General features: G+C 44.4%; 23 protein-coding genes and 1 tRNA gene. 15 read left to right on the forward strand and 9 right to left on the reverse strand.

Going from position 1 to position 26002, the window contains the following annotated elements:
* The first annotated feature begins 25 nt into the window (after positions 1-25).
* Positions 26-1669: an Ig-like domain-containing protein gene (locus VL525_RS13195; protein WP_325387308.1), complete on the forward strand. Its 1644-nt coding sequence runs from the start codon at positions 26-28 to the stop codon at positions 1667-1669.
* Here VL525_RS13195 and VL525_RS13200 read toward each other — a convergent pair.
* Complete coding sequence (locus tag VL525_RS13200; protein WP_325387310.1) at positions 1656-2171, reverse strand: gamma carbonic anhydrase family protein; 516 nt, start codon at positions 2169-2171, stop codon at positions 1656-1658. The genes VL525_RS13195 and VL525_RS13200 overlap by 14 nt on opposite strands.
* Before the next feature lie 66 nt (positions 2172-2237).
* Between VL525_RS13200 and VL525_RS13205 the strand changes: the two genes are divergently transcribed.
* A tRNA-Gly gene (locus tag VL525_RS13205) sits at positions 2238-2310 on the forward strand.
* 5 nt (positions 2311-2315) lie between these two features.
* Here the strand turns inward: VL525_RS13205 and VL525_RS13210 are convergent.
* Complete coding sequence (locus tag VL525_RS13210) at positions 2316-2819, reverse strand: hypothetical protein (RefSeq protein ID WP_325387312.1); 504 nt, start codon at positions 2817-2819, stop codon at positions 2316-2318.
* A gap of 5 nt (positions 2820-2824) precedes the next feature.
* Positions 2825-4417 carry an L-aspartate oxidase gene (gene nadB, locus VL525_RS13215; RefSeq protein WP_325387314.1) on the reverse strand — a complete coding sequence of 531 codons (1593 nt, stop codon included), beginning with the start codon at positions 4415-4417 and terminating at the stop codon, positions 2825-2827.
* Positions 4418-4825: 408 nt separating this feature from the next.
* On the opposite strand from nadB, the gene nadA reads away from it, so the two are divergent.
* Positions 4826-5818, forward strand: coding sequence for a quinolinate synthase NadA (gene nadA, locus VL525_RS13220; protein ID WP_325387316.1), 993 nt, complete (start codon positions 4826-4828; stop codon positions 5816-5818).
* A 41-nt stretch (positions 5819-5859) separates the two neighbouring features.
* Here the strand turns inward: nadA and VL525_RS13225 are convergent, their stop codons facing one another.
* A complete protein-coding gene (locus tag VL525_RS13225) occupies positions 5860-7281 on the reverse strand; it encodes a DNA/RNA non-specific endonuclease (protein ID WP_325387318.1) in 1422 nt (473 codons plus the stop codon).
* Positions 7282-7478: 197 nt separating this feature from the next.
* Here VL525_RS13225 and thiL point away from each other — a divergent pair, with 197 nt between their 5' ends.
* Together thiL and VL525_RS13235 are read left to right on the forward strand one after the other, a co-directional pair.
* Positions 7479-8525, forward strand: coding sequence for a thiamine-phosphate kinase (gene thiL / locus VL525_RS13230; RefSeq protein ID WP_325387320.1), 1047 nt, complete (start codon positions 7479-7481; stop codon positions 8523-8525).
* 28 nt (positions 8526-8553) lie between these two features.
* Entirely contained in the window at positions 8554-9408 is an 855-nt protein-coding gene (locus VL525_RS13235; RefSeq protein ID WP_325387322.1) for a hypothetical protein, read from the forward strand.
* A 6-nt stretch (positions 9409-9414) separates the two neighbouring features.
* On the opposite strand, the gene rmuC is transcribed toward VL525_RS13235, so the two are convergent.
* The 4 genes from rmuC to VL525_RS13255 all read right to left on the reverse strand — a co-directional run bounded on the left by rmuC (position 9415) and on the right by VL525_RS13255 (position 13850).
* Positions 9415-10791 (reverse strand): DNA recombination protein RmuC, encoded by a 1377-nt coding sequence (gene rmuC, locus VL525_RS13240; RefSeq protein WP_325387324.1) that lies wholly within the window; start codon positions 10789-10791, stop codon positions 9415-9417.
* Between the two features lie 112 nt (positions 10792-10903).
* Positions 10904-11401, reverse strand: coding sequence for a gliding motility lipoprotein GldH (locus VL525_RS13245; protein WP_325387326.1), 498 nt, complete (start codon positions 11399-11401; stop codon positions 10904-10906).
* Entirely contained in the window at positions 11370-12701 is a 1332-nt protein-coding gene (locus tag VL525_RS13250) for a regulatory iron-sulfur-containing complex subunit RicT (RefSeq protein ID WP_325387328.1), read from the reverse strand. Before VL525_RS13250 ends, VL525_RS13245 begins: the two co-directional genes overlap by 32 nt.
* Before the next feature lie 3 nt (positions 12702-12704).
* Complete coding sequence (locus tag VL525_RS13255; RefSeq protein ID WP_325387330.1) at positions 12705-13850, reverse strand: hypothetical protein; 1146 nt, start codon at positions 13848-13850, stop codon at positions 12705-12707.
* A 121-nt stretch (positions 13851-13971) separates the two neighbouring features.
* Between VL525_RS13255 and ruvX the strand changes: the two genes are divergently transcribed.
* The 5 genes from ruvX (at position 13972) to VL525_RS13280 (ending at position 17337) form a co-directional block, all read left to right on the forward strand.
* Complete coding sequence (gene ruvX, locus VL525_RS13260) at positions 13972-14382, forward strand: Holliday junction resolvase RuvX (protein WP_325387333.1); 411 nt, start codon at positions 13972-13974, stop codon at positions 14380-14382.
* A 23-nt stretch (positions 14383-14405) separates the two neighbouring features.
* Positions 14406-15044: an O-methyltransferase gene (locus VL525_RS13265; RefSeq protein WP_325387335.1), complete on the forward strand. Its 639-nt coding sequence runs from the start codon at positions 14406-14408 to the stop codon at positions 15042-15044.
* Positions 15045-15047: 3 nt separating this feature from the next.
* Positions 15048-15575 (forward strand): glucosaminidase domain-containing protein, encoded by a 528-nt coding sequence (locus VL525_RS13270; protein WP_325387339.1) that lies wholly within the window; start codon positions 15048-15050, stop codon positions 15573-15575.
* 62 nt (positions 15576-15637) lie between these two features.
* Positions 15638-16504: a glucosaminidase domain-containing protein gene (locus tag VL525_RS13275; protein WP_325387341.1), complete on the forward strand. Its 867-nt coding sequence runs from the start codon at positions 15638-15640 to the stop codon at positions 16502-16504.
* Positions 16505-16527: 23 nt separating this feature from the next.
* A complete protein-coding gene (locus VL525_RS13280) occupies positions 16528-17337 on the forward strand; it encodes a hypothetical protein (protein ID WP_325387343.1) in 810 nt (269 codons plus the stop codon).
* Here the strand turns inward: VL525_RS13280 and VL525_RS13285 are convergent.
* A complete protein-coding gene (locus VL525_RS13285) occupies positions 17315-19525 on the reverse strand; it encodes a carbohydrate binding family 9 domain-containing protein (protein ID WP_325387345.1) in 2211 nt (736 codons plus the stop codon). The two genes, VL525_RS13280 and VL525_RS13285, sit on opposite strands and share 23 nt — an antisense overlap.
* A 115-nt stretch (positions 19526-19640) precedes the next feature.
* On the opposite strand from VL525_RS13285, the gene VL525_RS13290 reads away from it, so the two are divergent.
* The 5 genes from VL525_RS13290 to VL525_RS13310 all read left to right on the forward strand — a co-directional run bounded on the left by VL525_RS13290 (position 19641) and on the right by VL525_RS13310 (position 25952).
* On the forward strand, positions 19641-20645 hold the full coding sequence (locus VL525_RS13290) for a DUF3078 domain-containing protein (RefSeq protein WP_325387347.1): 1005 nt from the start codon (positions 19641-19643) through the stop codon (positions 20643-20645).
* Between the two features lie 147 nt (positions 20646-20792).
* Positions 20793-22118: a signal recognition particle protein gene (gene ffh / locus VL525_RS13295; protein WP_325387349.1), complete on the forward strand. Its 1326-nt coding sequence runs from the start codon at positions 20793-20795 to the stop codon at positions 22116-22118.
* 84 nt (positions 22119-22202) lie between these two features.
* A complete protein-coding gene (locus tag VL525_RS13300; protein WP_325387352.1) occupies positions 22203-23789 on the forward strand; it encodes a M1 family metallopeptidase in 1587 nt (528 codons plus the stop codon).
* A 181-nt stretch (positions 23790-23970) separates the two neighbouring features.
* Positions 23971-24354: a hypothetical protein gene (locus VL525_RS13305; protein ID WP_325387354.1), complete on the forward strand. Its 384-nt coding sequence runs from the start codon at positions 23971-23973 to the stop codon at positions 24352-24354.
* 59 nt (positions 24355-24413) lie between these two features.
* Positions 24414-25952 carry a YifB family Mg chelatase-like AAA ATPase gene (locus tag VL525_RS13310; RefSeq protein WP_325387356.1) on the forward strand — a complete coding sequence of 513 codons (1539 nt, stop codon included), beginning with the start codon at positions 24414-24416 and terminating at the stop codon, positions 25950-25952.
* Positions 25953-26002: the final 50 nt, after the last annotated feature.

A 26002-nucleotide genomic window follows, 5' to 3' on the forward strand; every position in this document is an offset into this window, starting at 1 on the left:
TAAAAATCATTTATAGCGGCTAAAAATGGGGTTAAATAAAAAGTCATATTTTTCTACACAAAATCTCGCGTTTCTCGTCGTCCTTTTGCTGATTTTTGGCTGCGCCAGCATCCAGAAGCCGGCGGGCGGACCAAAAGACCGTACGCCGCCGAAATTGCTCAAGGCAACACCGCCAAATATGACCAGGAATTTTAAGGAGAAACAAATACGTCTCGACTTCGACGAATATTTCAATCTTAAGAATCCATTCCAGGAAATTATCATAAGCCCTACGCAGGAAAAGCCCCCAACGTTTAAGGTCAGCAAAAAATCGATCGTTGTCGACTTTAAAGATACGCTTGAAAAAAACACCACTTATGTTATCAACTTTGGAAAGGCCATTGCTGACGTAAATGAAAATAACGTCCTCGAGAATTTCACTTACGTTTTTTCCACCGGTCCCCATATCGACTCGCTAAGTATTTCGGGTGACGTGAAAAACTCACTAACCGGCGAAAAAGTAAAGGACGCAACAGTAATGCTTTTCCCGGTTAAACAAGACACGCTTTTCGGCAAAAAGAAACCTTCGATTTTCGCTACAACCGACACTTCCGGAAATTTCTCGCTCAATAACCTTCATGCCGAAGACTACCATATTTATGCTTTGAAAGAAGATAATCCAAACAAAGTATATGACAATGAAAAAGAGCTTGTCGGTTTTCTGAAGGCCTCTATCCATTTAAATAAAGATACATCAAACATCCATCTCAGCTTATTTAAACAGGACCCCGAAAAGCTGAGAGTTGTCGACCGTCGTTTTGACCTTGATGGCAAGCTTTTTTTTACATTTAACAAGCCTGTCGAAAACCCGTCGGTCAAAGTTATTGACCCCGCCGCGCTTAATAGCCAAAAGATCGTAGACATCAACCCTACCCGTGACACTATAGGCATTTACATGCGTTCGATGGATTTTGATTCGATCAAGGTCGCGATGATCCAAAACAACAAACCTTTTGACACTGTTACTCTGCGTAAGGCCCGCAAAGAAAGTTACGAGCGGATCATTAAGTTGCAATATAACATCAGTCCGGACAGGAAGCTCCAGCCTAACACCGACCTAGTAGTTACCTCCAGTACCCCCTTACAGAACTTTGACCAGTCACTGATTGCCTTAAGTGAGGACTCTGTCAGGATCTCCAATCTCAAAATAACGCGCGATACCGCCAACACGCATAAATTATTTATCAAATACCCCTGGAAGCAAAACAGCCAGTATCAGCTGGTGTTTAACGATGACGCTTTAACCGATATTTACGGTGATAAAAGCAAAAAACTTGCAACGCTATTCCAGCCCGATAAAACCGAAAATTATGGGCAGCTGGCTGTTAAAGTAAGCATACCAGATACATCAAAGGCTTATGTGGTTGAATTGTTGAATTCGGAAAAGAAGGTGGTACACTCCGATCCTGTTACCAACAAAACTACCCTCAATTATAAAAACTACCGCATTGGTAAATATTATATCCGGGTTGTATATGACACCAACAAAAACGGGAAATGGGACAGCGGCAACGTGAAACAAAGGCAATACCCCGAAAACATCTGGCAGTACAGCAAGGAAATTGTGCTCCGTTCGAACTGGGATGCCGAAGAAACACTGGATATACCCAAAGAGCCTATTGTTCCTTAAACCAGCTGGAATACATAATGTAATTATGTGGCAATTGCCTCAGCATATCCTTTTGCTCCTGGCTTAATGGCTTTACCTTTCTTGCAGGTGTGCCTGCATAAAGGTAGCCGGATTCGCAAATGGTGTTCTCCAGCACTACAGAGCCAGCCCCGATGATCACGAACTCTTCCACAACGGCATGGTCCATCACAATAGCCCCCATGCCTATTAATACATGATCTTTCAGGGTGCAGCCATGCACCAATGCATTATGGCCGATAGAAACGTTACTGCCAATCCCGGTGGCAGCTTTAAGGTAAGTGCAATGGATCACAGCCCCATCTTGTACATTGGTGTTGTCGCCAATGCGGATATAGTTCACATCGCCACGGATAACTGCATTGAACCAAACCGAGCAGTTGTTACCTATTGCTACGTCACCCACAATAGTTGCATTTTCAGCAATAAAACAGTCGTCGCCCCAAACCGGGCTTTTATCCTTTACAGGCAGTATAACGGGCATATTTGAATTATTGAATTATCAGTTTACTGTATTATTGATTGAATTTATTATGTTTGGCCTACAAAAGCGGAAATAGCTCAGTTGGTAGAGCATCAGTTTCCCAAACTGAAGGCCGCGGGTTCGAATCCCGTTTTCCGCTCCTATTTACACCCACCACCCGATCTCAAATTTTATCTTTGGCCGCTCCTTGTTATAAAGATTAAGAGCGACTTTTACCGCTTTTATGCGCCATTCCAGCGCTATTTCGCCAGGTTCCATGTCCTCATCTTGCCTGGATTTGCCTAAAATGGCATCCAAATGGTCTCGAATTGTTTTAAATTGACCTTCAGCATCCATTTCTTCACTTAAAAATTCGACGGACTCTAAGGATTTCGTATCTCCATGTTGCTTATGATTCCAGCAAACTGTTTTTAAAGGCAATTTTAAACCATTTAATATAGTTCGCTCTCCCCACTGATAAATAGTACGGTCAGCCCTGAATTCCTTCTTAACATATAACTTATCTGCCTCAATATCAACGCCCCACTTCAGAAAAATACCTTCCTCTTCAAATAAAATACCATCGGCCAGGGCATTTGCACCATTTGACGGCACTGTTACTACTCCCGGATCTTCCTTTTTCCTTTTAAAAATTGATAATAGTCCCATAAATATTAAAACACTGTATCATGCTCCGGCTCTGCATGTACTTTATAATCAGTCGTGTAATGTAATCCCCTACTCTCCTTCCTGAGCATGGCCGATTTTACCACAATATAAGATACCTGCAGCAAATTGCGCAGCTCGCATAGTTTTACCGACAGTTTAGTTCTTTTGTAAAACTCTTCTGTTTCCTCATACAATAAATGCAGCCTGCGCATCGCCCGGTCGAGCCTGAAATCAGAACGCACTATACCTACATAATCGCTCATCACTTTTTGCATCTCGCGAACGTTATGTGTAACCAGGATATCCTCGTTGGACAACTGCACACCCTGTTCGTTCCAATCGGGTATATTCTCCGGGATAATATTTTTCTCAAAGTTTTTAACGGCATCTTCATAAATGCGGTGGGCAAATACCAAAGCTTCAAGTAACGAATTGGACGCCAACCGATTAGCGCCGTGCAGGCCTGTTGAAGAGCATTCGCCGCAGGCATAGAGCCTGGTAATGGACGATCGTCCTGAATGATCCACCAGAATACCGCCGCACATATAATGACAGGCCGGTGCCACCGGTATCATATCTTTGGTCATATCGATACCTATCTCCAGGCATTTGGCGTAGATGTTAGGGAAATGTGCAAGAATATCCTTTTTGGCCCGGTGTCTTATATCCAGGTATACATAATCTTCGCCCGATCTCTTAATTTCGTTATCTATTGCCCTGGCCACAATATCCCTGGGTGCTAATGATTTACGCTCGTCGTACTCCTGCATAAATTCTTCGCCATTGGTACGTTTTAATATCCCCCCAAACCCGCGAACTGCCTCAGATATAAGGAATGAAGGATATTCTCCGGGATTATATAAAGCTGTAGGATGGAACTGGATAAATTCCATATTTCTCACCTTGCCTTTCGCCCGGTAAACCATAGCTACTCCGTCACCGGTTGCAATGGTAGGATTGGTGGTTATGGAATAAATATGCCCGGCTCCCCCTGATGCCATTACGGTCACATTCGATAATATCTTTTCCACGTGTCCATTCACCGTATTAAGCACGTAAACGCCATAGCAATTAATATCAGGTGTCGACTTATCTACAAATTGCCCTAAATGGTGCTGGGTTATCAAGTCAACAGCGAAGTAGTGTGTTAATATGGTAATGTTCGGATTCAGATGTATCTGATCGAGCAGTGCTCTTTCTATTTCCCAGCCTGTAATATCCTTATAATGCAACACCCTGAACTCGGAGTGACCGCCTTCTTTTGCCAGGTCGTATATGCCCTCGTTTGTCTTGTCAAAATTGGTTCCATAGTCAATAATTTCGCGAATACGCGCGGGACCTTCTTTTATCACAATCTCCACCGTTTTCTTATCGCACAGGTCATCGCCCGCTACCAGGGTGTCTTCTATATGTTTCTCAAACGAATCTTCTTTTTTATCAACAACTACTGCAACCCCGCCCTGGGCATACTTAGTGTTCGACTCATCTTCATTCGATTTTGTAACTATCAGTACCTTACCGTGCTTTGCCGCTTTGAGCGCGAAACTTAACCCGGCTATCCCCGACCCTATTACCAGGAAATCACAAGTTCTAGTCATTTTTCAAGTATATGTGTGTAAAAGTACGGCTTATGTTAGAAAGAGCTTTAAAAGGTGTTAATTTTGTGTAAGTAAAAAATCAATAAATAATAAAACGGTTGAAAACTTACTTTCAGATGGATTTACCCACTATTTTATGAGCGATTTTTGCGTCCGTTTTCGGGCATAATTAACATTTTTAACACGCTGAAACTATTAACAAATAAGGTTTTAAAAGTATTTTTATATAATTACATAAGTCTTTAAATCAATAAAATAGAATTTAAAAATCTATTAAAATTTGTTGAAAAGATTTTATAAACAACTTTTGACCGGGTTTGTATCACTAATTTTAAACAGAGTTAACACACCAATAACAATAGTTCTTTTTTATATATATAAAGTATTGTTATTAATTGAATTGTTGAAATGAATACCTTAGATGAACTCAATGTAAAAGGTTTTGTGGACGAATACATCGACCCGACACTTGATCTTTTTGAAGAGATTGAACGATTAAAAAAGGAAAAGAATGCGGTTATTTTGGCTCATTATTACCAGGAACCCGATATACAGGATATTGCTGATTATATTGGCGACAGCCTGGGTTTATCGCAACAAGCAGCTAAAACTGATGCCGATGTTATTGTATTTGCCGGGGTCCATTTTATGGCCGAAACAGCTAAAATATTATCGCCGCAAAAAAAAGTCCTTTTACCCGACTTAAAAGCTGGCTGCTCGTTAGCCGACAGTTGTCCGCCACATTTGTTCAGAAAATTTAAGGAGAATTATCCCGATCACCTGGTTATTACTTATGTGAACTGCACGGCGGAATTGAAGGCATTGAGCGATATCGTTTGTACATCCAGCAATGCAGTGCAAATTGTGGAGAGCCTGCCTAAAGATCAAAAGATCATTTTCGGGCCGGATAAAAATCTAGGCGCGTATGTTGCAAAAAAAACCGGCAGGGATTTGGTGCTATGGAACGGAGCCTGCATGGTTCACGAGATATTTTCAAGAGAAAAAATAACCAAATTAAAGGAGCGTTATCCGAACGCCAAATTATTAGCACACCCTGAATGCGAGGATGTGATTCTTAAATTGGCTGATTATATTGGTTCGACAACCGGGTTATTGAAATATGCTACTAAAAGTCCCGAAAGGGAGTTTATTGTAGCCACTGAGTCGGGTATCATTCACCAGATGCAAAAGGATAACCCTGATAAAATATTCATCCCGGCGCCGCCAAATAATAGTTGCGCCTGCAACGATTGCCCCCACATGAAAAGGAATACACTGGAAAAACTTTACCTGTGTATAAAAAATGAAATGCCGGAAGTTACAGTTCCGGAGCATATTATTGAAAGAGCAGTAAAACCTATCGAAAGGATGCTGGATATATCGGCCAGGTTAGGCTTATAAAAGTGTACACCGATCCTTATACCCGGGATCGGTGTAAAAAATTAATTTCCAGGATCTTTTTTAACCTCAATAACATCCTGCACACCTTGCGGCAATGCTGATAATAAATTGTAGCCTGTTGCAGTTTCTATATCCCGTACAGTAACTATATATTTTGTCCAGTCGGAATTTATGGAGTTGATATTGGGAGTATTTACTGCGATAACCCTGGTGCTGCTGGTGATGCGGTTGATATCATTATTACCGGCAGGCAGTATAACAGCTACTTTCCAGATATTAGCCGGAACGGTTACATGTCCGCTGTTGATGGTTGTGGCGCTGCCGTTAGCACCCGTTCCTCCTGTGCCGTAACTTCCCATTATAATATAAACCTCGTTTCCCGAAACCACTTGTTCCCGCAAATAATTTTCCAGGTTTGCCCAAGTCTGTTGGTTATTCTGGGGAGCCTGCGGCACCATATTGGTCATTAAAAATGTCGCCGAATTAGCACCGGTCGAACTTGTCCTGTCGGCCGAAGGACAATTATGCCCCCTGTCAAAACCCGAACCGGAATAACTATTACTTTGTACTTCGTACCAACCCGTCGGCAAGCCATTAAAGCCGGCAAAATTATCGAGCCTGCCAGTGGCCTGGGTTATATTAGTTGCATCCAAATGCCAGCTAACCCAATTAGGCGTGCCACGCGTGCTGCTGTACGATTCTGTATAATACTTTTGGTCCAGCAAGTAATTATCTATAAAAACGATACTGCTTTGGGCATCTGAGGGGTTTCCGAGCAGCAGGTCGCTATTATCGCCGGTTGTGGGTGGCGCATCCGGACCAGCAGTTATACCACGGTCGTTAGTAGGTTGCGTTGTTCCTGTAGTATCGGAACCACCTGTATCAGGAGGGCCCACGGTAATGCCGGGGTCGCCGGCGCCTTTAAAAATTATATCATCAATATTTATCCTTGTTGTCCCGCTTTTTTGTATTCTGAAACGGACTTTAGCTGAAGTAGTAACCTGGAAAGAGTCAACGGCCAGGGTGGTCGAAGTTTCGTTAATATCGGTTCCCAACTGGGTGAATGTTGATCCTCCGTCCGTTGACATCAGTAATTGCCAGGTCGAATTGGCGTCCGAGCCATATTTTGCGTGTTTAATGCTGATCTGTTTCAGAGAGTCAATGTCAAAATCCATGGTCAAACTGCCATCGCGCACCCGTACCGATTTATTCCCGTCTTTAGCATCGCCAGCAAGGTTACCCAACAAAGCGTCGTTAAAATCCCATTCACCCGTTGTAAGATTAACTTTGGCGTCAGCATAGGCTGTTTTAGTGCCTGTTTCAAAATCTTCGGTAATGGTATACTTAGCCGGTTGTTTGGGGGTGTCCGGCTGTTTAGGTGGGCTAGTTGGATTATCATTTTTTTTACAACCTGCAATAATAAACAGTAGGCATACGGAAAAGAGGAATATTCTTTGTTTCATGGGCATATTAATTTTTGGCTAAATTGACCATTGCTCATTAACCGCATGTTAATTTTTTAAACTATATCATAATTGTTACGAATATATTTAAGAACGGCAAGTGAATTAGCTTTTCGTATTTTTGTATCCGGATTATGACGGTGGCCGGTTAAAAAAATCGGCGCAATCAAACAGAAATCGGTATAATCATAATTACTATGTTCGAAAACAGCGAAAAAACCAATATAGAATCATTAGGCGAATTTGGGTTGATAGACCACCTGACCAAACAGATAGACTTAAAACAAAAAAGTTCGGTAAAGGGCGTTGGAGATGATGCCGCTGTGATAGATTTTGCCGGGAAAAAAGCTTTGGTGTCTACCGATATGCTGTTGGAAGGTATCCATTTTGACCTGGCCTATACACCGCTTAAACATTTAGGTTATAAGGCCATACAAGTAAACCTGAGCGATATTTATGCTATGAACGGTATTGCTACACAAGTGACCGTTTCGTTGGGTATATCCAGCAAATTTCCGCTTGAAGCCGTTGAAGAATTATACGAAGGTATTTACCTGGCCTGTGAAAAATATAAAGTGGACCTGGTAGGCGGCGATACCACATCGTCAAAACAGGGGTTGGTTATAAGTGTGACTGCGCTGGGCCATGCGGACGAAAAGAATATTGTTTACAGAAATGGCGCTGAGGAAGGCGACCTGATATGTGTTTCGGGCGACCTGGGTGGGGCATATACAGGGCTTCAGTTACTGGAACGCGAGAAGATGGTTTATCTTGAAAACCCCAACATCCAACCCGACCTGGAAGGTAAAGATTATATAGTCGAGCGTCAATTAAAGCCTGAGGCGCGCATGGATATAGTGGAATTATTGAGAGACATTAATGTAAAGCCAACCGCTATGATAGACGTCTCGGATGGCCTGGCTTCTGAAGTACTGCACATCTGCAGCCAGAGTAATAAGGGCTGTAATCTGTACGAGGAAAAGATACCTATCGACCCGATGACTTATGAAACGGCACGCGAGTTTAACCTCGACCCTACAGTTTGCGCATTGAGCGGCGGCGAGGACTACGAATTGCTGTTCACTATAAAGCAAGCTGATTACGACAAGATGAAAAATCTTGCTGATATAAGTTTTATCGGGTATATTACAGAAGCATCCGCGGGGCGCAACCTGGTTACAAAAAGCGGCACGGTTCATGAACTGAAAGCACAGGGATGGAACGCGTTTAAAATAAGTAAGTAAAAGATAACCTTATTATAATCTTAAAACCATGAAAAAGATATGCTTGCTGGCATTTCTGTCTGTGCCTTTTATTCAGCTGAAGGCTCAGGATGCCGTTGTTTTTAAATTACGATACCTGCCAAATCATGTTTATAACATGTCGGTTATGATGGGTATGAAAATAAGTGCAAATGTCAGCGGTGATCAGAGCTTTATTGATAAGTTAAATTCTGAAGGTATTACACAGCCTGTTAAGGCCAACTTTCAGATAGGCATGACCGACAAGATGGCAACAGGACCCGCAGGTACTGATAAAATGATGCCATTAACAGCAGATTTTCGTTTGGACTCGATATTCGCGGATATTGGCGGAAAACAGCCGCCAATACCTCCAAATATTGCGGGAAAAAATATAAAAATGTTTGGCCGGGCCAGCCAGGAGAATTTATCAGTTTTGATCGATTCAGTGGCGGGGAAGAAGACCAGTGATTCGAGCCAAATGAAAATGAGGCAAATGATGGGCCTGGTTCAAAAACAAATAAAATTCCCAGAAAAGGCGCTGAAGCCGGGTGATTCATTTACCCAAAGTACACCGATGAATATTCCTATCACCAGGGATAACAGCATAAAAATTGATGCCGCGATAACCTATAAATTAGTTAGTATTTCGGATGGAAAAGCTTATTTCGACCTGATACCCAACCTGGATATCAATTTAAATTTACCTAAAGCGACGGTAAATATAACAGGCAGCGGTTCTGGTAAGTTGGTTTACAGCATCAAGGATGATTTTCCTTTATCCAGGGATGTTAATTTTAAAATGGTTGTAAAAGTAACTTCGGAAAAAGTGAATGTTGACGGAACTGCCGATATCGTCATGTCGTCGCACACCGAGATCAACTGATTAAAACTATTCTTCTTCAATAAACTTCTGGTCGATCTGTTTGGTCGCTTTGGCGCCAAGCTTGCGCAGTACCTCCACCCGACCCACCAGGTTGCCGCTACCGGTTGACAGCTTGCCGAACGCTTCGTTGTAAGCGTCTCTCGAGCGATCAAGATTGTCGCCAATTTTTTTAAGATCGGCTATAAAGCCGACAAATTTATCATATAGAGCACCGGCTTTGGTGGCAATATCGATAGCATTTTTTGTTTGTTGTTCCTGCTTCCATATCGACGCAACGGTCTTCAACGTGGCTAATAGCGTTGATGGGGTAACCATCACAACCTTTTTGTTCCAGGCAAACTCAAACAGCTCCAGATCGCGCTGGATAGCGATCACAAATGAGGATTCGATAGGTACAAACAACAACACAAAATCAGGCGAATTGATCCCATACAGATCCTGGTAGTTTTTCCCGCCCAGGCCGTTAATGTGACCCTTAATGGACAGGATGTGCTGTTTGACATAACTTTCCCGTTCTTCTTCGGTATCACAGTTCACCAGCCTCTCGTACGCCAAAAGCGACACCTTTGAGTCGATAACAATATGTTTATTATCGGGCAGGTTGATGATCACATCGGGTTGAAAACGGTTACCGTCCTCGTCAACAAGATTGAGTCCCTTACCTTGCTTGGTATAGCTTTCGCCTTCGATAAGGCCAGATGCTTCCAGTATACGATCGAGTATTACCTCGCCCCAGTTTCCCTGTTTTTTGGTATCGGCTTTTAATGCCTTGGTCAGGTTGTTGGCTTCCTCGCTGATCTGTTTATTTAGCTCCATCAGTTTCGTTATCTCGCCCTTAAGCACATTGCGCTCGTCCGACTCGGCTTTATAAACCTTCTCCACTTTTTCCTCAAAAAGTTTTATGTTTTCTTTCAAGGGATTAAGCAAAACATCAAGATTATTTTTGTTGGTCTCAGCAAATTTTTGGGACTTTTCTTCCAGCAACTTATTGGCAATGTTTTCAAATTCGCGTTGAAAATTCTGCCTGATCTGTTCAACTTCTGCTTTTTGCTCCTGGATCTTTTCCTGCTGGGCTTTATAATAGGAACGGGCACTTTCAAGCGATTGGTTGGCCTGGTCAAGTTTAGATCTTTCAGTTGTTAATTCATTTATAAGCCGGTCCTTTTCCTCTTTCATCAAACTGATGATGCTTTCCTTTTCAGAAACAAGCCCATTAACGCGGCCTTGCTGGGTTGCTACATCCACTTTTAACTGGTCGTTCTCTGTTTTTAATTTTATCAGCTCATCTTCCGATATACCCTCAACCCCCCTGGGCTTTTTCAGGAAAAAGAAAACAGCAATAAGCAGTATAATAATGGAAACGATCAGGAAAGCCACACTCATTTTGATAAAAATATTAGCAAAACGAAGGTATGAAATTTAGCAGATTGATGGTAAAAATTTTGACCCGGTCGGCGTTTTTTCTTTCGGAAAGCGGTTTTACAGACAGCCAGTATTATTTGCCTGCTTTTTCAACACGCAATCCTATATCGCTAACCTCGTGCAAGGGGTTGTCGCGCATATTTTGTTCTATCTCGAAATGATAAGTACCCTTTGCCGGAAATTTGAAGTTAGTAATAACAGGTACCTGGTAACTATAAAGATTCCCGGAGCCTGTACCTAACCACCGGCCGTCAGGTTCGGCCAGTTTAAGTTCAAAACGGGTAAGTGAGTTTAATCCAGGCCCGGTCCGTTTTAAAAGGATGAAAATATTTGAATAACGGTAATCGCCGGTAACTCGCAGGTTAATCAGGATATTGTAGGGAATGGAAGGGTCGTCGATCTTCACATCATTTTTTATCCTGTTGGCATATGACCAGTTGCGGTTTTCTATAGATGTATTCCGATCGGTAATTGCATTAGGGTCGGTACAGCCCGTTATTAATAATGCGATTATTACAGGCAGCGCCAGTAAAAACTTTTTACGAGCCGCTTTCATTACCTTTATTATCATTACGGTTTTGCTTGTTTTTATTGGGCCTGAACCTTCGTTTATTCCGGTTGTTGCCTCCGCTTTGTACGGCTTGCCCTTCGGCTTGCTCGTTGGGCTGACGAACTTGTACTTGTTTGGGTTGCTGTTCCCTTACAGTATTGCCTTGCGGCTGTTGCTGTGGTTTGTTCCCTTGGTTTTTGTTGCGGTTTTTGTTTTTCTTTTTGTTGCGGTTGCGCTCATCCAAACGGGTAAGGCTGTCCTGGCCGACAACATTCTCATAATCCAATACTTTAACAGGTTTAGCTTCCTGCTCTTTTATCTCGCCCAGGTCTGGCGGAAAAACGCCGTCCCTGTTTTGTTGTTGTATTTCTTTTACACGATCAATTTCCAGGGGTATCCAGCTATCCTCCATCGGGTAACTGAACCACATTAGTTTTTTAAATATGTCTGTTTTCTGCAGGCGGGCATCGCCCTTTTCGGTCTTCAGCACATTCACATTATCAGGTATGCCTTTTAGGGCATCCATATAGGTATCCAATTCGTAGTTGAGGCAACATTTCAGCTTGCCGCATTGTCCCGCCAGTTTTAGCGTGTTCAACGATAGGTTTTGATACCTTGCGGCCGATGTAGATACCGTTTTAAAATCGGTGAGCCAGGTGGAGCAGCACAACTCGCGGCCGCAGGAGCCGATGCCGCCAAGGCGGCTTGCCTCCTGGCGCATGCCTATTTGCCGCATCTCAATGCGTATCCTGAACGCCTCTGCCATACGTTTGATCAGTTCGCGAAAATCTACGCGACCTTCAGCGGTATAATAAAAAGTAGCTTTGGTTTTATCGCCCTGGTAATCCACGTCGCTTATCTTCATCGACAGGCCCAATTCAAGTGCAAGCTTGCGCGAACGGTGCATGGTTTCCCATTCCAGGTCTTTAGCGGCTTTCCACTTTTCTACATCAGTAGTGGTGGCTTTGCGATATATCTTTTTAGTAACGTCTTCTTCCTTAACGCGGTGCTTTTGCATCTGCATGCGCACCAGCTCGCCGGTCACCGAAACGTGACCGATATCATAGCCGCCTGTAGCAGTTTCAACAGCCACCAGTTCGCCAGCCTCCAGATAAATGTTATCGTTATTTACGAAAAAGTCCTTTCTTGAACCTTTGAATTTGACCTCTATAATAGCGAAAGGCTTATAGTTTGATGGCATATCCATGTCGGAAAGCCAGTCGTAAACATCTAATTTGCTGCAACCGTTAGTAAGGCACGAACCGTTACTTTTGCAGCCAGCGGGGGCACAACCACCCGTTGAGCAACTTCCACATCCCATAATTTAGTTCGGTATATAATGAGTCCCCTGGGGGAGCGTTTTAAAATTTAAAACCTTAACAATTTGTAAAGATACATCTAAAAATAGAATTTTCGGATTGGCATTTCTTTCCACGTGATAATGAGCCTTTTCCAGCTCTGTGCTTATGGCCTCGGCCATAGCGGTGTTCATTACATTGGTCATTTTTTGCGCAGTGTCCAACTCCTGCGGGGGTAAATGTACCAGGTTTCCCGCGTCTGCCATTAACAGGCAGCATTCACGGATGAAACTAATACCGTAGCGTAAAAAATTCTTTTGATTTTCCCTGCCAAGCTTGGCCGCCTGGTCCACAAAAGCCATTATTTCAGGTCCTTTATTCCCATAGCATAACCTTAACCATTGTACAAAAAGGGTATGGAAGCTTTTGCCGGTTTGCTTCAGCATCGATAGTGCTTCCGTCATATTTCCATTGCTCAGGTAAGCTATTTCGGATGCAGCGAGTTCGGTTTGGTGATGGTTTTCCATCAGGTCGCGTTTAATATCGTCGTAGGCCAAAGGCGGAATTTTTACCAATTGCGTACGCGAAAGAATGGTATTCAATATCTGGTCCTGGTTTTGAGCCACCAGTAAAAAAAGCGTATTGGGTTGCGGTTCTTCAATGATCTTCAGCAGCGAATTACCCTCCTTTTCCAGGTATTCGGGCAACCAAAGTATAAGCACCTTGTAAGCCGACTCGAACGGTTTAAAACTTAGTTTTTTAATGATTTGGTGACACTCGGCGATATTGATGTTGGCCTGTTTGTTTTCGGCATCCAGGTAACCTCGCCAAAGGTCGAGGCTTAGGTACGGATTTGCTAAAAAAGCTTCCCGCCATTGTTCAATGAAAGATAACGCCGTGTCGTTTTTGTCTTTGGCGAAAAAAGGATAAGAAAAATGCAGGTCGGGGTGTACCAGCTTTTCATACTTGCGGCACGATGAACAAACACCACAGGAATCGTAGGGTTGCTTATCCTCACATGAAAGGTATTGCGCGTAGGCAACAGCAATCGCCAAACTTCCAGACCCTTCCGGTCCAAGCAACAATTGTGCATGGCTCACGCGGTTGTCCTTTACCGTGCCGATCAATCTTTGCTTTACAGCCTCCTGCCCTATTATGTGTTTAAACTGCATTTGGTGCAAATTAGGAATTAGATACGAGATTTGAGAAGTGTGATGTGTGACTTTGGTACAACTATGACAAACCCTGCAAATTAATCTGCACATTTGCACATCAGCTTATCTGCGCATTCACATGAGAGTAATGGCCTTTGATTACGGTACCAAACGCATTGGCATAGCGGTGACCGACCCGATGCAGATCATCGCGACAGGCCTTGATACGATCCACCCCAAGGATATAATCGATTATCTAAAACGATACCTGCAAACCGAGACCGTTGAACGATTTGTTGTCGGCGAACCAAAGCAAATGGATAATACGCCTTCGCAATCAGCTATCCACGTCAAAGGATTTGTGAACCTGCTAAAGAAAAACTTTCCAGATATCCCCGTAGAAATGCTGGATGAACGCTTCACATCTAAAATGGCATCAGCTGCTATAGCCCAAAGCGGCATGGGTAAAAAGGCAAGGCAGAATAAGGAGCTGGTGGATACCATCTCGGCGACCATTTTATTACAGTCGTGGATGCAAAATTTCCGTTAAATTAATTTTCTTACCTTTGCCGCATGGAGATTCTACCCCATGACCTTCAACTCTACCTCGAAGATCATTGCGACCCGGAGCCCGCGGAGCTGCAAAAGATCAACCGGTATACCTACCTGAAGGTGCTTCGTCCGCACATGCTATCCGGCCATTACCAGGGCCGGCTACTGAGTATGCTCAGTAAAATGACGCAGCCGCGCCGCATACTGGAGATAGGAACTTTTACCGGTTATGCCACCATTTGCCTTGCGGAGGGTTTGACAGAAGACGGGCTTATTCACACCATTGAGATAGACAGGGAGTTTGAGGAAATGCTTAATCAACATTTCAAATCAACAAATGTGGATAAAAAGATAATCCAGCATTTCGGCCCCGCAGCGCAGATTATCGTAGAAATAAAGGAAGACAGCTTCGATATGGTTTTTATCGATGCGGATAAAAAGAATAATTTACACTACTTTAATTTAGTATTTGACAAGGTAAGGCCAGGCGGGCTAATTATAATTGATAATGTTTTGTGGAAAGGAAAAGTGTATGGCGGAGAAACAGACGCTGACACGAAAACGATCCAGGAACTTAATGATCACATCGCCAAAGACACCAGGGTGGAAAAACTGATACTCCCGGTACGCGACGGCATCATGATCATTCGAAAAAAGTAGATTATGAAGAAAACAATTCTGGTACTAACACTTTTAACACTCTCGCTTGCGGCTTCGGCCCAAACTACCTCTACATCCTACATCGAAAAATTCAAAGACAACGCCATCCGCATTATGCACCAGAGCGGTATTCCGGCCAGTATAGTGCTTGCAGTGGCCATGCATGAATCGGGCAGTGGCACCAGTTTACTGGCGCAGCAGTTTAACAACCAGTTTGGTGTTAAAGGAAGCGGAATGAACATCCTTTACACGCAAAAAAAGAAAAAGCGTACGCCCTACAAAAAGTATGAATCAGTAATGGATTCGTTCCAGGATTTTGCCCGCATCATGACCGAACGCAAGCAGTTCAGCCACCTGAACCAGGAGCTTAAGCATTACGATTATGTTGGTTGGGCGAAAGGTATCCAGCGCAGCGGTTATGCAGCAAGCCGGAAATGGGCTTCCCAGGTTTTGGGCCTGATAAAAAAATATCAGCTCAATCTGCTGGACGAAAACCCTGCGGACCAGCCACAATTAGCTGCAACACCATAAATTGGCTAATAAATCTTAAGTTTGGGGTGGAATAATCTGTTCCATTTTTAGGTTTATTGAGCATGCAAAAAATCTTTTACCCTTCCATTTTATTTATCGCAGGTGTTTTTCTGAGTTCCTGCTCCGTCCATAAAGACCTTATCAGCAACCGGGAGGCACGCCGGAATAACCAACAGGTACAAAAGGACAACAGCGAAGCTATTGCCAGTTACAGGTCGATGACGTCGCTTGAATATATTGATCGTTATAAAACCGTCGCCATACAGGAAATGAACCTTTACGGAATACCGGCAAGTATTACGCTGGCGCAGGGACTATTTGAGTCGGGTAGCGGCAACAGCGAACTGGCCCGGGTTGCCAATAACCATTTCGGCATTAAATGCAACAGCCAATGGCAAGGGAAAACCTATTATAAGGACGACGATAATCACAATGACTGCTTCAGGGTATATAACAACGCCGAGGATTCGTACCGCGATCATTCTGAATTCCTGAAAAGGCCGCGATATGCTAATTTATTCAAACTGGACAAGAACGATTATGCAGGCTGGGCAAACGGGCTGAAAGCGGCAGGCTATGCCACCAATCCTAATTATCCGCAACTACTGATCAATGTTATACAGAAATACAACCTGGACCAGTATGATCTCCCGGAAACACCTGTGCAGAAAGAGCAGCGCGAGGATCGTGTGTTGCCGCAGATCGAGGCGAACGCAATAGCAGCACTAAAGGATACGGTAGCTAAAATGACGATCACTGATACCCCTGTTGATTCGAACACGCAAAATAAAACATATACCGTTGCACAAGGCGATACACTATACTCCATTTCACGACGTTTTGGACTAACTGTCGACCAGCTTAAATCGTTAAACAACCTGCCGGGTAATAATATTAAGATCGGGCAAAAACTGGTGGTAGGGAAGTAGTGGGATAATTGATAAATAGACGAATGCAGGCCGGCAAGAGATATAAATTTTTTCGAAAAAAGCTTTGGCTGATCTTACCAGTACTGGTAGTACAAATTTTTACAGCGCTTGCACAGGAAAAACAACTGGAAGGCATTGTGTTCGACAAGGATACGAAGGAGCGTCTCGCCCGGATTGCCATATTGAACCTGCGCACAGGGGCACTGTGGTACAACGACCTCAAAGGCGCTTTCAAAATAGACGCGGGTATCGGGGATAAGCTTGTATTTACCAAAGAAGATTTTTTGCCCGATACTGTATTGGTGAAAAATTTTGAGAGCATGGTGATCTACATGCAGCGGACAGCTATTATGCTGAAAGAGGTAACCATCCGCGATTCGCTGCACACGCCTTTGCAGCGCCTGCTGGCTACCAAAAGAGAATATAATAAGGCTTATGGTTCCAGCGCTTTCAGCAATCCGTTCAGCACAGCACCGGGTGGCGGCGCGGGCCTCAATCTTGATGCATTATACAATTCGTTAAGTAAAAGCGGGCAAAATGCCCAGCATTTGCAGGAGTTGATACAAGGAGACTATGAACAAAATGTGATCGATTACCGCTTCAGCCGTTCCTTTGTAGGAAACATAACGAAGCTGAATGGAGAAGAACTCACGGAGTTTATGCACCGTTACAGGCCAAGCTATTTCACGGTTACAAATGATACCGAATACGAATTTATAGTTTATATCCGGACGAGTTTGAGAAGGTTCCTGAAATTAAGAAAATCCCAAGACCGGCCATCGCATCAAACAAGTTCGGAGCTGGACGCGCCTAAAACTGTTTCAGAAGACTGACCTTCCCTATCAGGTGATCTTCGGCCGTATTCGGGATAAGCAGGTTGTTGTAGGCTGAACCGTGATTATAAATGATGTAAATGTAGGAAAGTGGTTCAAACTCCCACGATAGCCTGACGTTGTAAGTTTTCTCGGAATTAAGCGAATTTTTTTGGAACAGCCCGCTTAGCTGTACCCGTGGATTTAATGCCAGCCGGCTTTGCAGGATGTACAGATCAACTACTTTTGAAACCGCCGGTGTTCCCACGTCTTTAAAACGGTTCCTGTTGTATTCGCCGGTGAGGGATATATACGGTATAGGCGAAAACTGAAGTTTCCAGTCGCCGGAATTCAGCCTTCCGTTATAGTAAGGCCCCCATTGGTAATTAACCACCAGGTTCAATATCTTGGACGGATCGGTACTGGCGTATATCCATTGCCGGGTGAACGAATAATTTCCTGCCGGAATGTTAACTCCAAGTGGCTGGAACGGCTCTGTGAGATGAAAAATACTGGGTGTAAAATTATAGCCGAAGAACGCGCCGTTTTGAAAGTTGAGCCAAATGGGCCAAACGGGGAGATCAAATTCGGTAAACCTGCCTGTTGATTCCTGTAAATAAAGTTCAGGTAATATGCCGGGTTCGAAGGCACGCAGGATGCTTTTAAATGGCAACAAGTTGCCCCTATAGTACCAGTTGACACCCGGCGTGGTGCCGATAACATCCTTGCGCGAAACAAAGCCCATTTCCGGGTCGAAAGTTTTGGTAACGATTGATTCTGTCCACCAGAATTTATAATGATTGGTGGAATGATAAAACTGTGCTATGCCAGCAAAGCCCTGCTGCTGTGTGTTGGTTGAGATGGAGTGCGTAAAAATTGTATTTAATGAATTTTCGTCGCCCAGCCGGAAAAAGCCGTCAACCGTGCTTTCAATATTGGTATGGTCGGGTTGGTTTTTTATGGTGAATAAAGCGCCGACGCGATTTTGGCTGCCAAAATTTTCAGATACCCGCCCAACAAAAAAATTTGTACCGGGCGAATCGTTATAACTGCCCTGCCGCATGGCAATTGCGCCGTAATTCAGTTTATCCGACCGGTAAACATAGCGCCCGCCGCCGGTAATTGGTATAGGGTTGCCGTTGTCGTCCAAACCTATCGACCTGCTGAAGAAAGGCTGCAGGTTCATTGAACCACCGGAACCATCGGGGGACATTTGGACATTGAAACTGAATAAGGAGGCGTTCTCCAGGAAAAACTGCCTTTTTTCGGGGAAAAAGACCGAAAACTGTGTAACGTTATTTACCTGGATATCGGCATCAGCCTGGGCAAAATCAGTATTAGCCGTTAAATCTAATACCGAATTAGGGCTTATGGCCCATTTAAGATCGCCACCAGCCTTATAGTGCGTTTTTGCAGGCAGCGCATCCGGCCCGCTGTAGTGATCATAAGAAGAAAGAAAATACGGGTCGACCCTGATGTTGGTGGTTGGTGGCGGTGGCCTCAAATTGGTAAGGACACCGGCATAATCCATCCGCGTTGAAGTGAAAACACGCGGCACGGGCGAAAAAGCCGAAAGCTCGTTTGTTAGCCGGCGGTTGCGGGCCACGTTAAACCCCCAGCTTTGAATGGTGTCTGAAGATTTTGGATAACGCAGCGTTTTCCAGGGAATGGCTATTTCGGCAACCCATCCGGAATCTCCCCTTGTTGTTCGTACATTCCAAAGTCCGTTCCAGTCAACATCATATAATAGATCGTCGAATGCAAGATAATCACGCTGCACGCCATAAGCGTTTGTAGCAAAGGCCATGGCATTGCGCTTATCATTAAAACAATCGAAAGATAAATTGATGAGATCATGTTTTAACAGGTCGAAATCGCGCATAAAATCGGTGGCGCGTATGGCCTTTTTGCCAAGCGGGTCGTGAGCGATGACTCCGACATAAAGATTTTGACGGTTGTAAAGAACTTTTATTTCCGTTAAAAAATTGCTGGGTTTTCCTTGGGCAGGTTCCATCTGGGTGAATGGCGAAGATGATTTTGCCAACTGCCATTCGGGTTCGTCAAGTATGCCGTCGACATGGATGGAGTTGTCAATTTTTACCGCTTCTATTTTTCTTTTTACCGAATCTGGTTTAAAAAAATCGGCGTCCTGTGCTACTAATCGTGATGAAACAAAAACAAGTAAAACAAGAAGTATTTTTTTTGGCATTCTAATCAATATGGTTTTATAAGTGGCACAGGGGACAATAAACATACATATTATCTTGTTATAGAAAAGGATTTTCCTTTAAAAACCAGCTGGTTTTGCTTTAATTTGCATCACTATGTTAAAGACAGGTCTTGGGCTATTGCTATTTACATTTATTTTCTCGTCTGCCCTCGCACAAAAAACTGATACCTTAAAAGCCGACACCAACCTGCTCAACAAATACCGCCTTGAGCCGGCTCGCAACTCACTTCCTAACCACGTAAGGCCGGTCCAGGTAACTGAACAATTAATACCTGTCGAACTGCTCGACTACAAGGTTAGTTACTGGCATAAAAGCGTTGTATGGGGGCTCAACTTTAATCAATCAGCATTTACCGGTAACTGGAGCGCCGGCGGAATAAGCTCGGTAGCACTCGGTACAAATTTCGATTTTAAAGCAGATTACAATAAAACGCCGCTCGACTATACAACTGAGACCAACCTGATATACGGTATTGCGGCAAACAAGGGACAAGGATCGCGCAAAACAAATGACCGTATATTTTTAGACAATAAGCTGGCAACACGAATATCGAAACAGTGGTATTTTTTCGGCTCGCTAAGTTTTGAATCTCAATTTACCGCCGGCTATACTTATACTGATGCTGCCGGGAACCCGGTAACAAAGGGGCTTACCATTTCAAATTTTATGGCGCCCGGTTACCTCACCGAATCCATCGGTTTTGAGTACAAACCCAATAAATATTATGATATACGTTTGGGTACCGGTACGGCGAAACAAACCTTCGTAACCGATACCACTATTTATCACAATTTACCCGAGAACTATGGCGTGAAGCCCGGTCACACCTTCTACAACCAGCTGGCTTTCCAGGGTGTAGCAACAGTGGATAAAGACCTGATGAAAAACCTGCATTTGAACGCCCGTTATGCCATTTTTATCCCCTATGTGCAGCCATTTGCCTATACCACGCACCGTGTTGATGCTACCCTGACAGCAAAAGTTAACAAGCTGATAAACGTTAGCATGAACGCCACGCTGCTTTATGATAAAAACACGTCGCATGATCCGCAGGCGACCGAAGGGATATCAATGGGCGTGGCTTACACCTTCCCATGATCTGCAGCAATTGCTGTTAACATCAGCCCTGACATTGGGCGAGGCGGATTGCAGGGGCCATGCGAATATGATCTTAATACGAAAAAGTACTTCGGGCAAATCACTTCAAAATCTTAACTTTGCACCCTTATTTGACTTGTAATAACAATGTTTGAAAATCTTTCGGATAAACTCGACAGGGCGTTCAAGGTCCTGAAAGGACAGGGGACCATAACAGAAATAAACGTGGCGGAAACCATGAAGGAGATCCGCAAGGCCCTTCTTGATGCCGACGTTAACTATAAAACAGCCAAAACTTTTACCGACGATGTAAAGCAAAAGGCGTTGGGAGAAAACGTGCTTACGGCTATTTCGCCCGGCCAGTTGCTCACCAAGATCATGAATGACGAGCTTGCAGCCCTGATGGGCGGCAGCACCGCCGAACTGAATTTTCCGGCTACGCCAACCGTTATCCTGATAGCAGGTTTGAACGGTGCCGGTAAAACTACTTTCAGCGGTAAGCTGGCAAACTTCCTGAAAACCCAAAAGAACAAAAAACCGTTGCTTGTAGCCGGCGACGTTTACCGCCCGGCGGCTATTGAGCAGCTTAAGGTTTTGGGCGATCAGATCGGTATCCCGGTTTATGCTAACCTGGAATCGAAAGATCCTATTGCTATCGCCAGGGAGGGCGTTGCGCTTGCTAAACAGCAGGGTAATAATGTGGTGATAGTAGATACGGCTGGCCGTTTGTCGGTAGATGAGGCCATGATGGTGGAGATAGAGCAGGTGAAAGCGGCAGTAAATCCGCATGAGATATTGTTCGTGGTGGATTCCATGACCGGCCAGGATGCAGTTAACACCGCAAAGGTGTTTAACGACAGGCTTGATTTTACTGGCGTAGTGCTGACCAAGCTGGACGGTGATACCCGTGGCGGTGCAGCGTTGTCGATCAAGTCGGTCGTGGATAAGCCGATCAAATTTATTGGTACGGGTGAGAAGATGGAAGCGCTGGACGTGTTCCACCCTGACCGTATGGCATCGCGCATTTTGGGCATGGGCGACGTGATATCGCTGGTTGAACGTGCGCAGCAGCAATTTGACGAAAAGGAAGCCGCCGAACTGCAAAAGAAGATACGCAAGAATAAGTTCGACTTTAACGATTTCTATAGCCAGATACAGCAGATCAAGAAAATGGGTAACATGAAGGACCTGATGGGCATGATACCCGGCGTAGGCAAAATGATGAAGAATGTTGAGGTTGATGACAATGCCTTCAAAAATATCGAGGCCATTATCCAGTCGATGACGCCGTTTGAAAAGGAAAACCCGGATTCCATCAATCAAAGCCGTCGTAACCGTATCGCAAAAGGCTCGGGAACTGATATGCAGGAAGTGAACCGCTTGCTGAAACAATTTGAAGATATGCGCAAGGTGATGAAGCAGATGAGCAACCCTGCCGCAATGGCTAATATGATGCGCCGGATGCCGAAATAGAAATATGCGAAACTAACTTAACAGCGGCTGTAGCCGCTTTTTTGTTGCCTAAATATTTTACCTTTAGGCACTCAATATTTCCTTATGCACAAATCATTTTTATACCCCTTGTACGTTTCCCTGCTAATCTCCTTATCTGCCAAAGCGCAGGTGCCGGGTGCGATTATCGACGTACAGCACTATGGTTATGCTATCCAGGTGAATGATCAAAACGATACGATTGTTGCCAAGGCGGATGTCACTGTCAGATTTTTACAGGAGGCAGGGTCTTTCAGCCTAGACCTGGCCAGGCCGGATAAAAGCGGCAAGGGGATGACGGTGACCAGCGTAATGGAAAAGAAAAACCAGATGGAATTTAAGCAGGGCGACCAGGCCCTAACCATTACAGCCCAGGGAAGGGAAGGCAGTAAACATACTTATACTATTACGTACCGGGGCGTACCTGCTGATGGGTTGATCATTGGCAAAAACAAGTTTGGGCACCGGGGTTTCTTTGGGGATAACTGGCCCAATCGTGCACATAATTGGATGCCTTGTGTGGATGATCCGGCCGATAAAGCAACGGTCGATTTCGTCATAACGGCACCTGCACATTACCAGGTTGTTGCAAACGGAGCAAAAGTAAGTGAAGTAAACCAGCCCGGCGGCCTGAAAGTTACGCACTGGAAGGAATCGGAGCCACTATCGACAAAAATTATGGTGATCGGTATTGCTGATTTTGCTATAGATCATGTGACTGATGTGGGTAAAATACCCGTTTATAGCTATGTGTACCCCGAGAATAAGGATGTCGGTTTTGCAGGGTACGCTTACGCAAAAGAGATATTGCCTTTTTATATACAAAAATTTGGCCCCTATGCCTTTGAAAAATTAGCCAATGTACAATCCAAAACCCGCTTTGGCGGCTTAGAAAACGCCGGCTGTATTTTTTATTATGAGAATTCTGTAGGCGACAGATCGCTGGAAGAGTTAATGGCACACGAAATTGCACACCAGTGGTTTGGCGATGCGGCGACGGAAAAAAGCTTTGCCCATCTATGGCTAAGCGAGGGCTTTGCTACCTATATGACCAATGTGTACCTGGAGAACAAATACGGTGAAGATATTTTAAAGCAGCGTCTTATTGCTGATAGGGCCGATGTATTTGCGTTTGAAAAAACCCGGTTTACACCAGTTGTTGACACAGCAGTAAAGGACGATTTTATGCAGTTGCTGAACCCCAATAGCTACAAAAAAGGAGGATGGGTGCTGCACATGCTGAGGCGGAAACTTGGAGAAGAGAAATTCTGGAAAGGTATACGCGAATACTATGAAAAGTATAACGGTGGCAATGCTAATACGGATGATTTTCAGGCGGTGATGCAAAAGGCCGGGGAACAGCCGCTTGAACAATTTTTTAAGCAATGGCTATACACCCCAGGGCACCTGCAATTATCAGCTAAGTGGGCATACGACCCGGCTGAAAAGATGGTGACTATCGAGGTAGGGCAGGTGCAAAACAATCTTTACGAGTTTACACTCGAATGCCGGATCGGAGACGAAATACGCCAGATCGAAATAAAAAATAAATTAACTACTGTACAATTACTTGTAACCGCGACCCCATCGGCTGTGATTTTTGACCCCAATGTTAATTTGTTGGCTGAAATAAAGGTTGAAAAAGGCAACTGACACCATTATTGTATATTATTCTTTTTTTAGAATGGTTTATCATATTATATTTGGCAAATAAATTTTTTGCAGAATAATATACTTTTTAAGCTGGTGGTGCGTTTTATAATAAACAAACCAAACCACTATGGAGCTTAACCCCAAAAGCTTCGTAGCGATAAACCTCTAAACACGTATCGCTATGTTAAAATCCTGTCAGTCCATTTATGTATCGCTTTACAGGTGGACATTCAAAAACTTCGGCCAGGGTGATCAGCCCCGCTTCAAATCCATGTTTAACGTAAGCTTTTTGCTTATCATCGCCCTTACGTTCCTGTTGTTAACCATCCAGTTGATGCTTCGTTCGCAATTGATGGAGATTACGCCAGCGACAGAGACAACACTCCTGTTTGGCGCAACCTTCTTTTTGCTGATCAATCATTTTATGTTTTTAAACAACAAATGGTTCAAGGGCATTAACGCCCGTATGCGTTTGCTTAGCAGGCACAACCCTAACAGATGGTCGGTTGTGGTGTTGGTGAACGTGATACTGATATGCGGATTTTTGATCTGTACCATCGGCTAACATCATTAGCAATACTTCCGAAAATTATATAACTTAACGCCGTATTAAACTTTGTCACGGTGTTGGTTAAAACTTTTGGCAGTGCAGTATTTGGCATACAGGCTATCACAATAACGGTGGAGGTAAATATTGCCGCCGGTACAAAATATTTTATTGTCGGTTTGCCTGATAACGCCGTTAAGGAAAGCTACTTCCGTATCGAGTCGGCACTGAAGAATACGGGCTACCGTATGCCGCGTCAACAGGTTGTGGTTAACATGGCTCCTGCTGATATCAAAAAGGAAGGTTCTGCCTACGATCTTACTATTGCTACCGCTGTACTGGCCGCATCGGGCCAGGTTGAGGCGAATGACATGGACAGATACATTATTATGGGTGAATTATCGCTGGACGGAACCCTGCAACCTATTAAAGGCGCCTTACCCATTGCTATACAGGCCCGAAAGGATGGTTTCAAGGGCTTTATTCTGCCCAAACAAAACGCACGCGAAGCAGCCATAGTAAACGACCTGGAAGTTTATGGTGTTGAAAGCATTACCGAAGTAGCCCGTTTTTTTAACGGCGAAACGCAACTTAAACAGGAAATTGTAAACACACGCGAGGAGTTCCTGAACAGCCTTTGCAATTACGACAGCGATTTCAGCGAGGTAAAGGGACAGGAGAACATTAAACGCGCCCTGGAAATTGCGGCCGCTGGCGGGCATAATGTGATATTGATCGGTCCGCCGGGAGCTGGAAAGACCATGCTGGCACGACGGCTGCCATCCATCCTTCCGCCATTAACATTGTATGAGTCGCTTGAGACCACCAAGATCCATTCGGTAGCGGGCAAACTCTCGGTTACGGATGCTTTGGTTACCGTGCGCCCGTTCCGGTCGCCGCACCATACCATCAGTGATGTAGCTTTGGTAGGCGGCGGCAGCAACCCGCAACCGGGCGAAATATCCATGGCGCACAACGGTGTGCTTTTTTTGGATGAACTGCCCGAATTCAAGCGGTCTGTACTCGAAGTAATGCGTCAGCCGCTGGAAGAGCGCCGCATTACGGTTTCCCGGGCCAAATTCTCGGTGGATTACCCGGCAAATGTGATGCTGATAGCAAGTATGAACCCATGTCCCTGCGGCTATTATAACCACCCCGAGAAGGAATGCACCTGCCCGCCGGGCACTGTACAGAAATATTTGAGCAAAATATCCGGGCCGCTGCTCGACCGTATTGACCTGCATGTGGAGGTAACGCCGGTTAATTTCTCAGAACTTTCATCGGAACGGCTGGCGGAGAAAAGTGAGGATATCCGTGACAGGGTGATCAAAGCGCGCGAAATACAAACGGAACGTTTTGGCAACAAACCAGAACTGCATGCCAATGCACAAATGAGCCCGCAGATGGTGCGGGATATTTGCAAGATCAATACAGCCGGGCAAACGCTGCTTAAAAAGGCAATGGAAAAACTGGGATTGAGTGCGCGGGCCTATGACCGTATTTTGAAAGTATCACGTACTATAGCCGACCTTTCCGGCAGCGAAGAGATCAAACTGGAGCATTTAGCGGAGGCAATACATTTCAGGAGTTTGGATAGGGAAGGCTGGGCGGGGTGATTAGGGAAGGGGCAGAGTATCGACGCGTATTGGTCCTCAATTGCAAACTA

Origin of the sequence: Mucilaginibacter sp. (genome assembly GCF_035492695.1) — a bacterium.
Lineage (GTDB): Bacteria > Bacteroidota > Bacteroidia > Sphingobacteriales > Sphingobacteriaceae > Mucilaginibacter.

What these genes read in the sequence shown, in the direction of transcription:
- VL525_RS13195 (WP_325387308.1), top strand. Translation starts at nt 26, where the DNA reads ATGGGGTTAAATAAAAAGTCATATTTTTCTACACAAAATCTCGCGTTT.
- VL525_RS13200 (WP_325387310.1), bottom strand. Translation starts at nt 2,171, where the DNA reads ATGCCCGTTATACTGCCTGTAAAGGATAAAAGCCCGGTTTGGGGCGAC.
- VL525_RS13210 (WP_325387312.1), bottom strand. Translation starts at nt 2,819, where the DNA reads ATGGGACTATTATCAATTTTTAAAAGGAAAAAGGAAGATCCGGGAGTA.
- nadB (WP_325387314.1), bottom strand. Translation starts at nt 4,417, where the DNA reads ATGACTAGAACTTGTGATTTCCTGGTAATAGGGTCGGGGATAGCCGGG.
- nadA (WP_325387316.1), top strand. Translation starts at nt 4,826, where the DNA reads ATGAATACCTTAGATGAACTCAATGTAAAAGGTTTTGTGGACGAATAC.
- VL525_RS13225 (WP_325387318.1), bottom strand. Translation starts at nt 7,281, where the DNA reads ATGAAACAAAGAATATTCCTCTTTTCCGTATGCCTACTGTTTATTATT.
- thiL (WP_325387320.1), top strand. Translation starts at nt 7,479, where the DNA reads ATGTTCGAAAACAGCGAAAAAACCAATATAGAATCATTAGGCGAATTT.
- VL525_RS13235 (WP_325387322.1), top strand. Translation starts at nt 8,554, where the DNA reads ATGAAAAAGATATGCTTGCTGGCATTTCTGTCTGTGCCTTTTATTCAG.
- rmuC (WP_325387324.1), bottom strand. Translation starts at nt 10,791, where the DNA reads ATGAGTGTGGCTTTCCTGATCGTTTCCATTATTATACTGCTTATTGCT.
- VL525_RS13245 (WP_325387326.1), bottom strand. Translation starts at nt 11,401, where the DNA reads ATGATAATAAAGGTAATGAAAGCGGCTCGTAAAAAGTTTTTACTGGCG.
- VL525_RS13250 (WP_325387328.1), bottom strand. Translation starts at nt 12,701, where the DNA reads ATGGGATGTGGAAGTTGCTCAACGGGTGGTTGTGCCCCCGCTGGCTGC.
- VL525_RS13255 (WP_325387330.1), bottom strand. Translation starts at nt 13,850, where the DNA reads ATGCAGTTTAAACACATAATAGGGCAGGAGGCTGTAAAGCAAAGATTG.
- ruvX (WP_325387333.1), top strand. Translation starts at nt 13,972, where the DNA reads ATGAGAGTAATGGCCTTTGATTACGGTACCAAACGCATTGGCATAGCG.
- VL525_RS13265 (WP_325387335.1), top strand. Translation starts at nt 14,406, where the DNA reads ATGGAGATTCTACCCCATGACCTTCAACTCTACCTCGAAGATCATTGC.
- VL525_RS13270 (WP_325387339.1), top strand. Translation starts at nt 15,048, where the DNA reads ATGAAGAAAACAATTCTGGTACTAACACTTTTAACACTCTCGCTTGCG.
- VL525_RS13275 (WP_325387341.1), top strand. Translation starts at nt 15,638, where the DNA reads ATGCAAAAAATCTTTTACCCTTCCATTTTATTTATCGCAGGTGTTTTT.
- VL525_RS13280 (WP_325387343.1), top strand. Translation starts at nt 16,528, where the DNA reads ATGCAGGCCGGCAAGAGATATAAATTTTTTCGAAAAAAGCTTTGGCTG.
- VL525_RS13285 (WP_325387345.1), bottom strand. Translation starts at nt 19,525, where the DNA reads ATGCCAAAAAAAATACTTCTTGTTTTACTTGTTTTTGTTTCATCACGA.
- VL525_RS13290 (WP_325387347.1), top strand. Translation starts at nt 19,641, where the DNA reads ATGTTAAAGACAGGTCTTGGGCTATTGCTATTTACATTTATTTTCTCG.
- ffh (WP_325387349.1), top strand. Translation starts at nt 20,793, where the DNA reads ATGTTTGAAAATCTTTCGGATAAACTCGACAGGGCGTTCAAGGTCCTG.
- VL525_RS13300 (WP_325387352.1), top strand. Translation starts at nt 22,203, where the DNA reads ATGCACAAATCATTTTTATACCCCTTGTACGTTTCCCTGCTAATCTCC.
- VL525_RS13305 (WP_325387354.1), top strand. Translation starts at nt 23,971, where the DNA reads ATGTTAAAATCCTGTCAGTCCATTTATGTATCGCTTTACAGGTGGACA.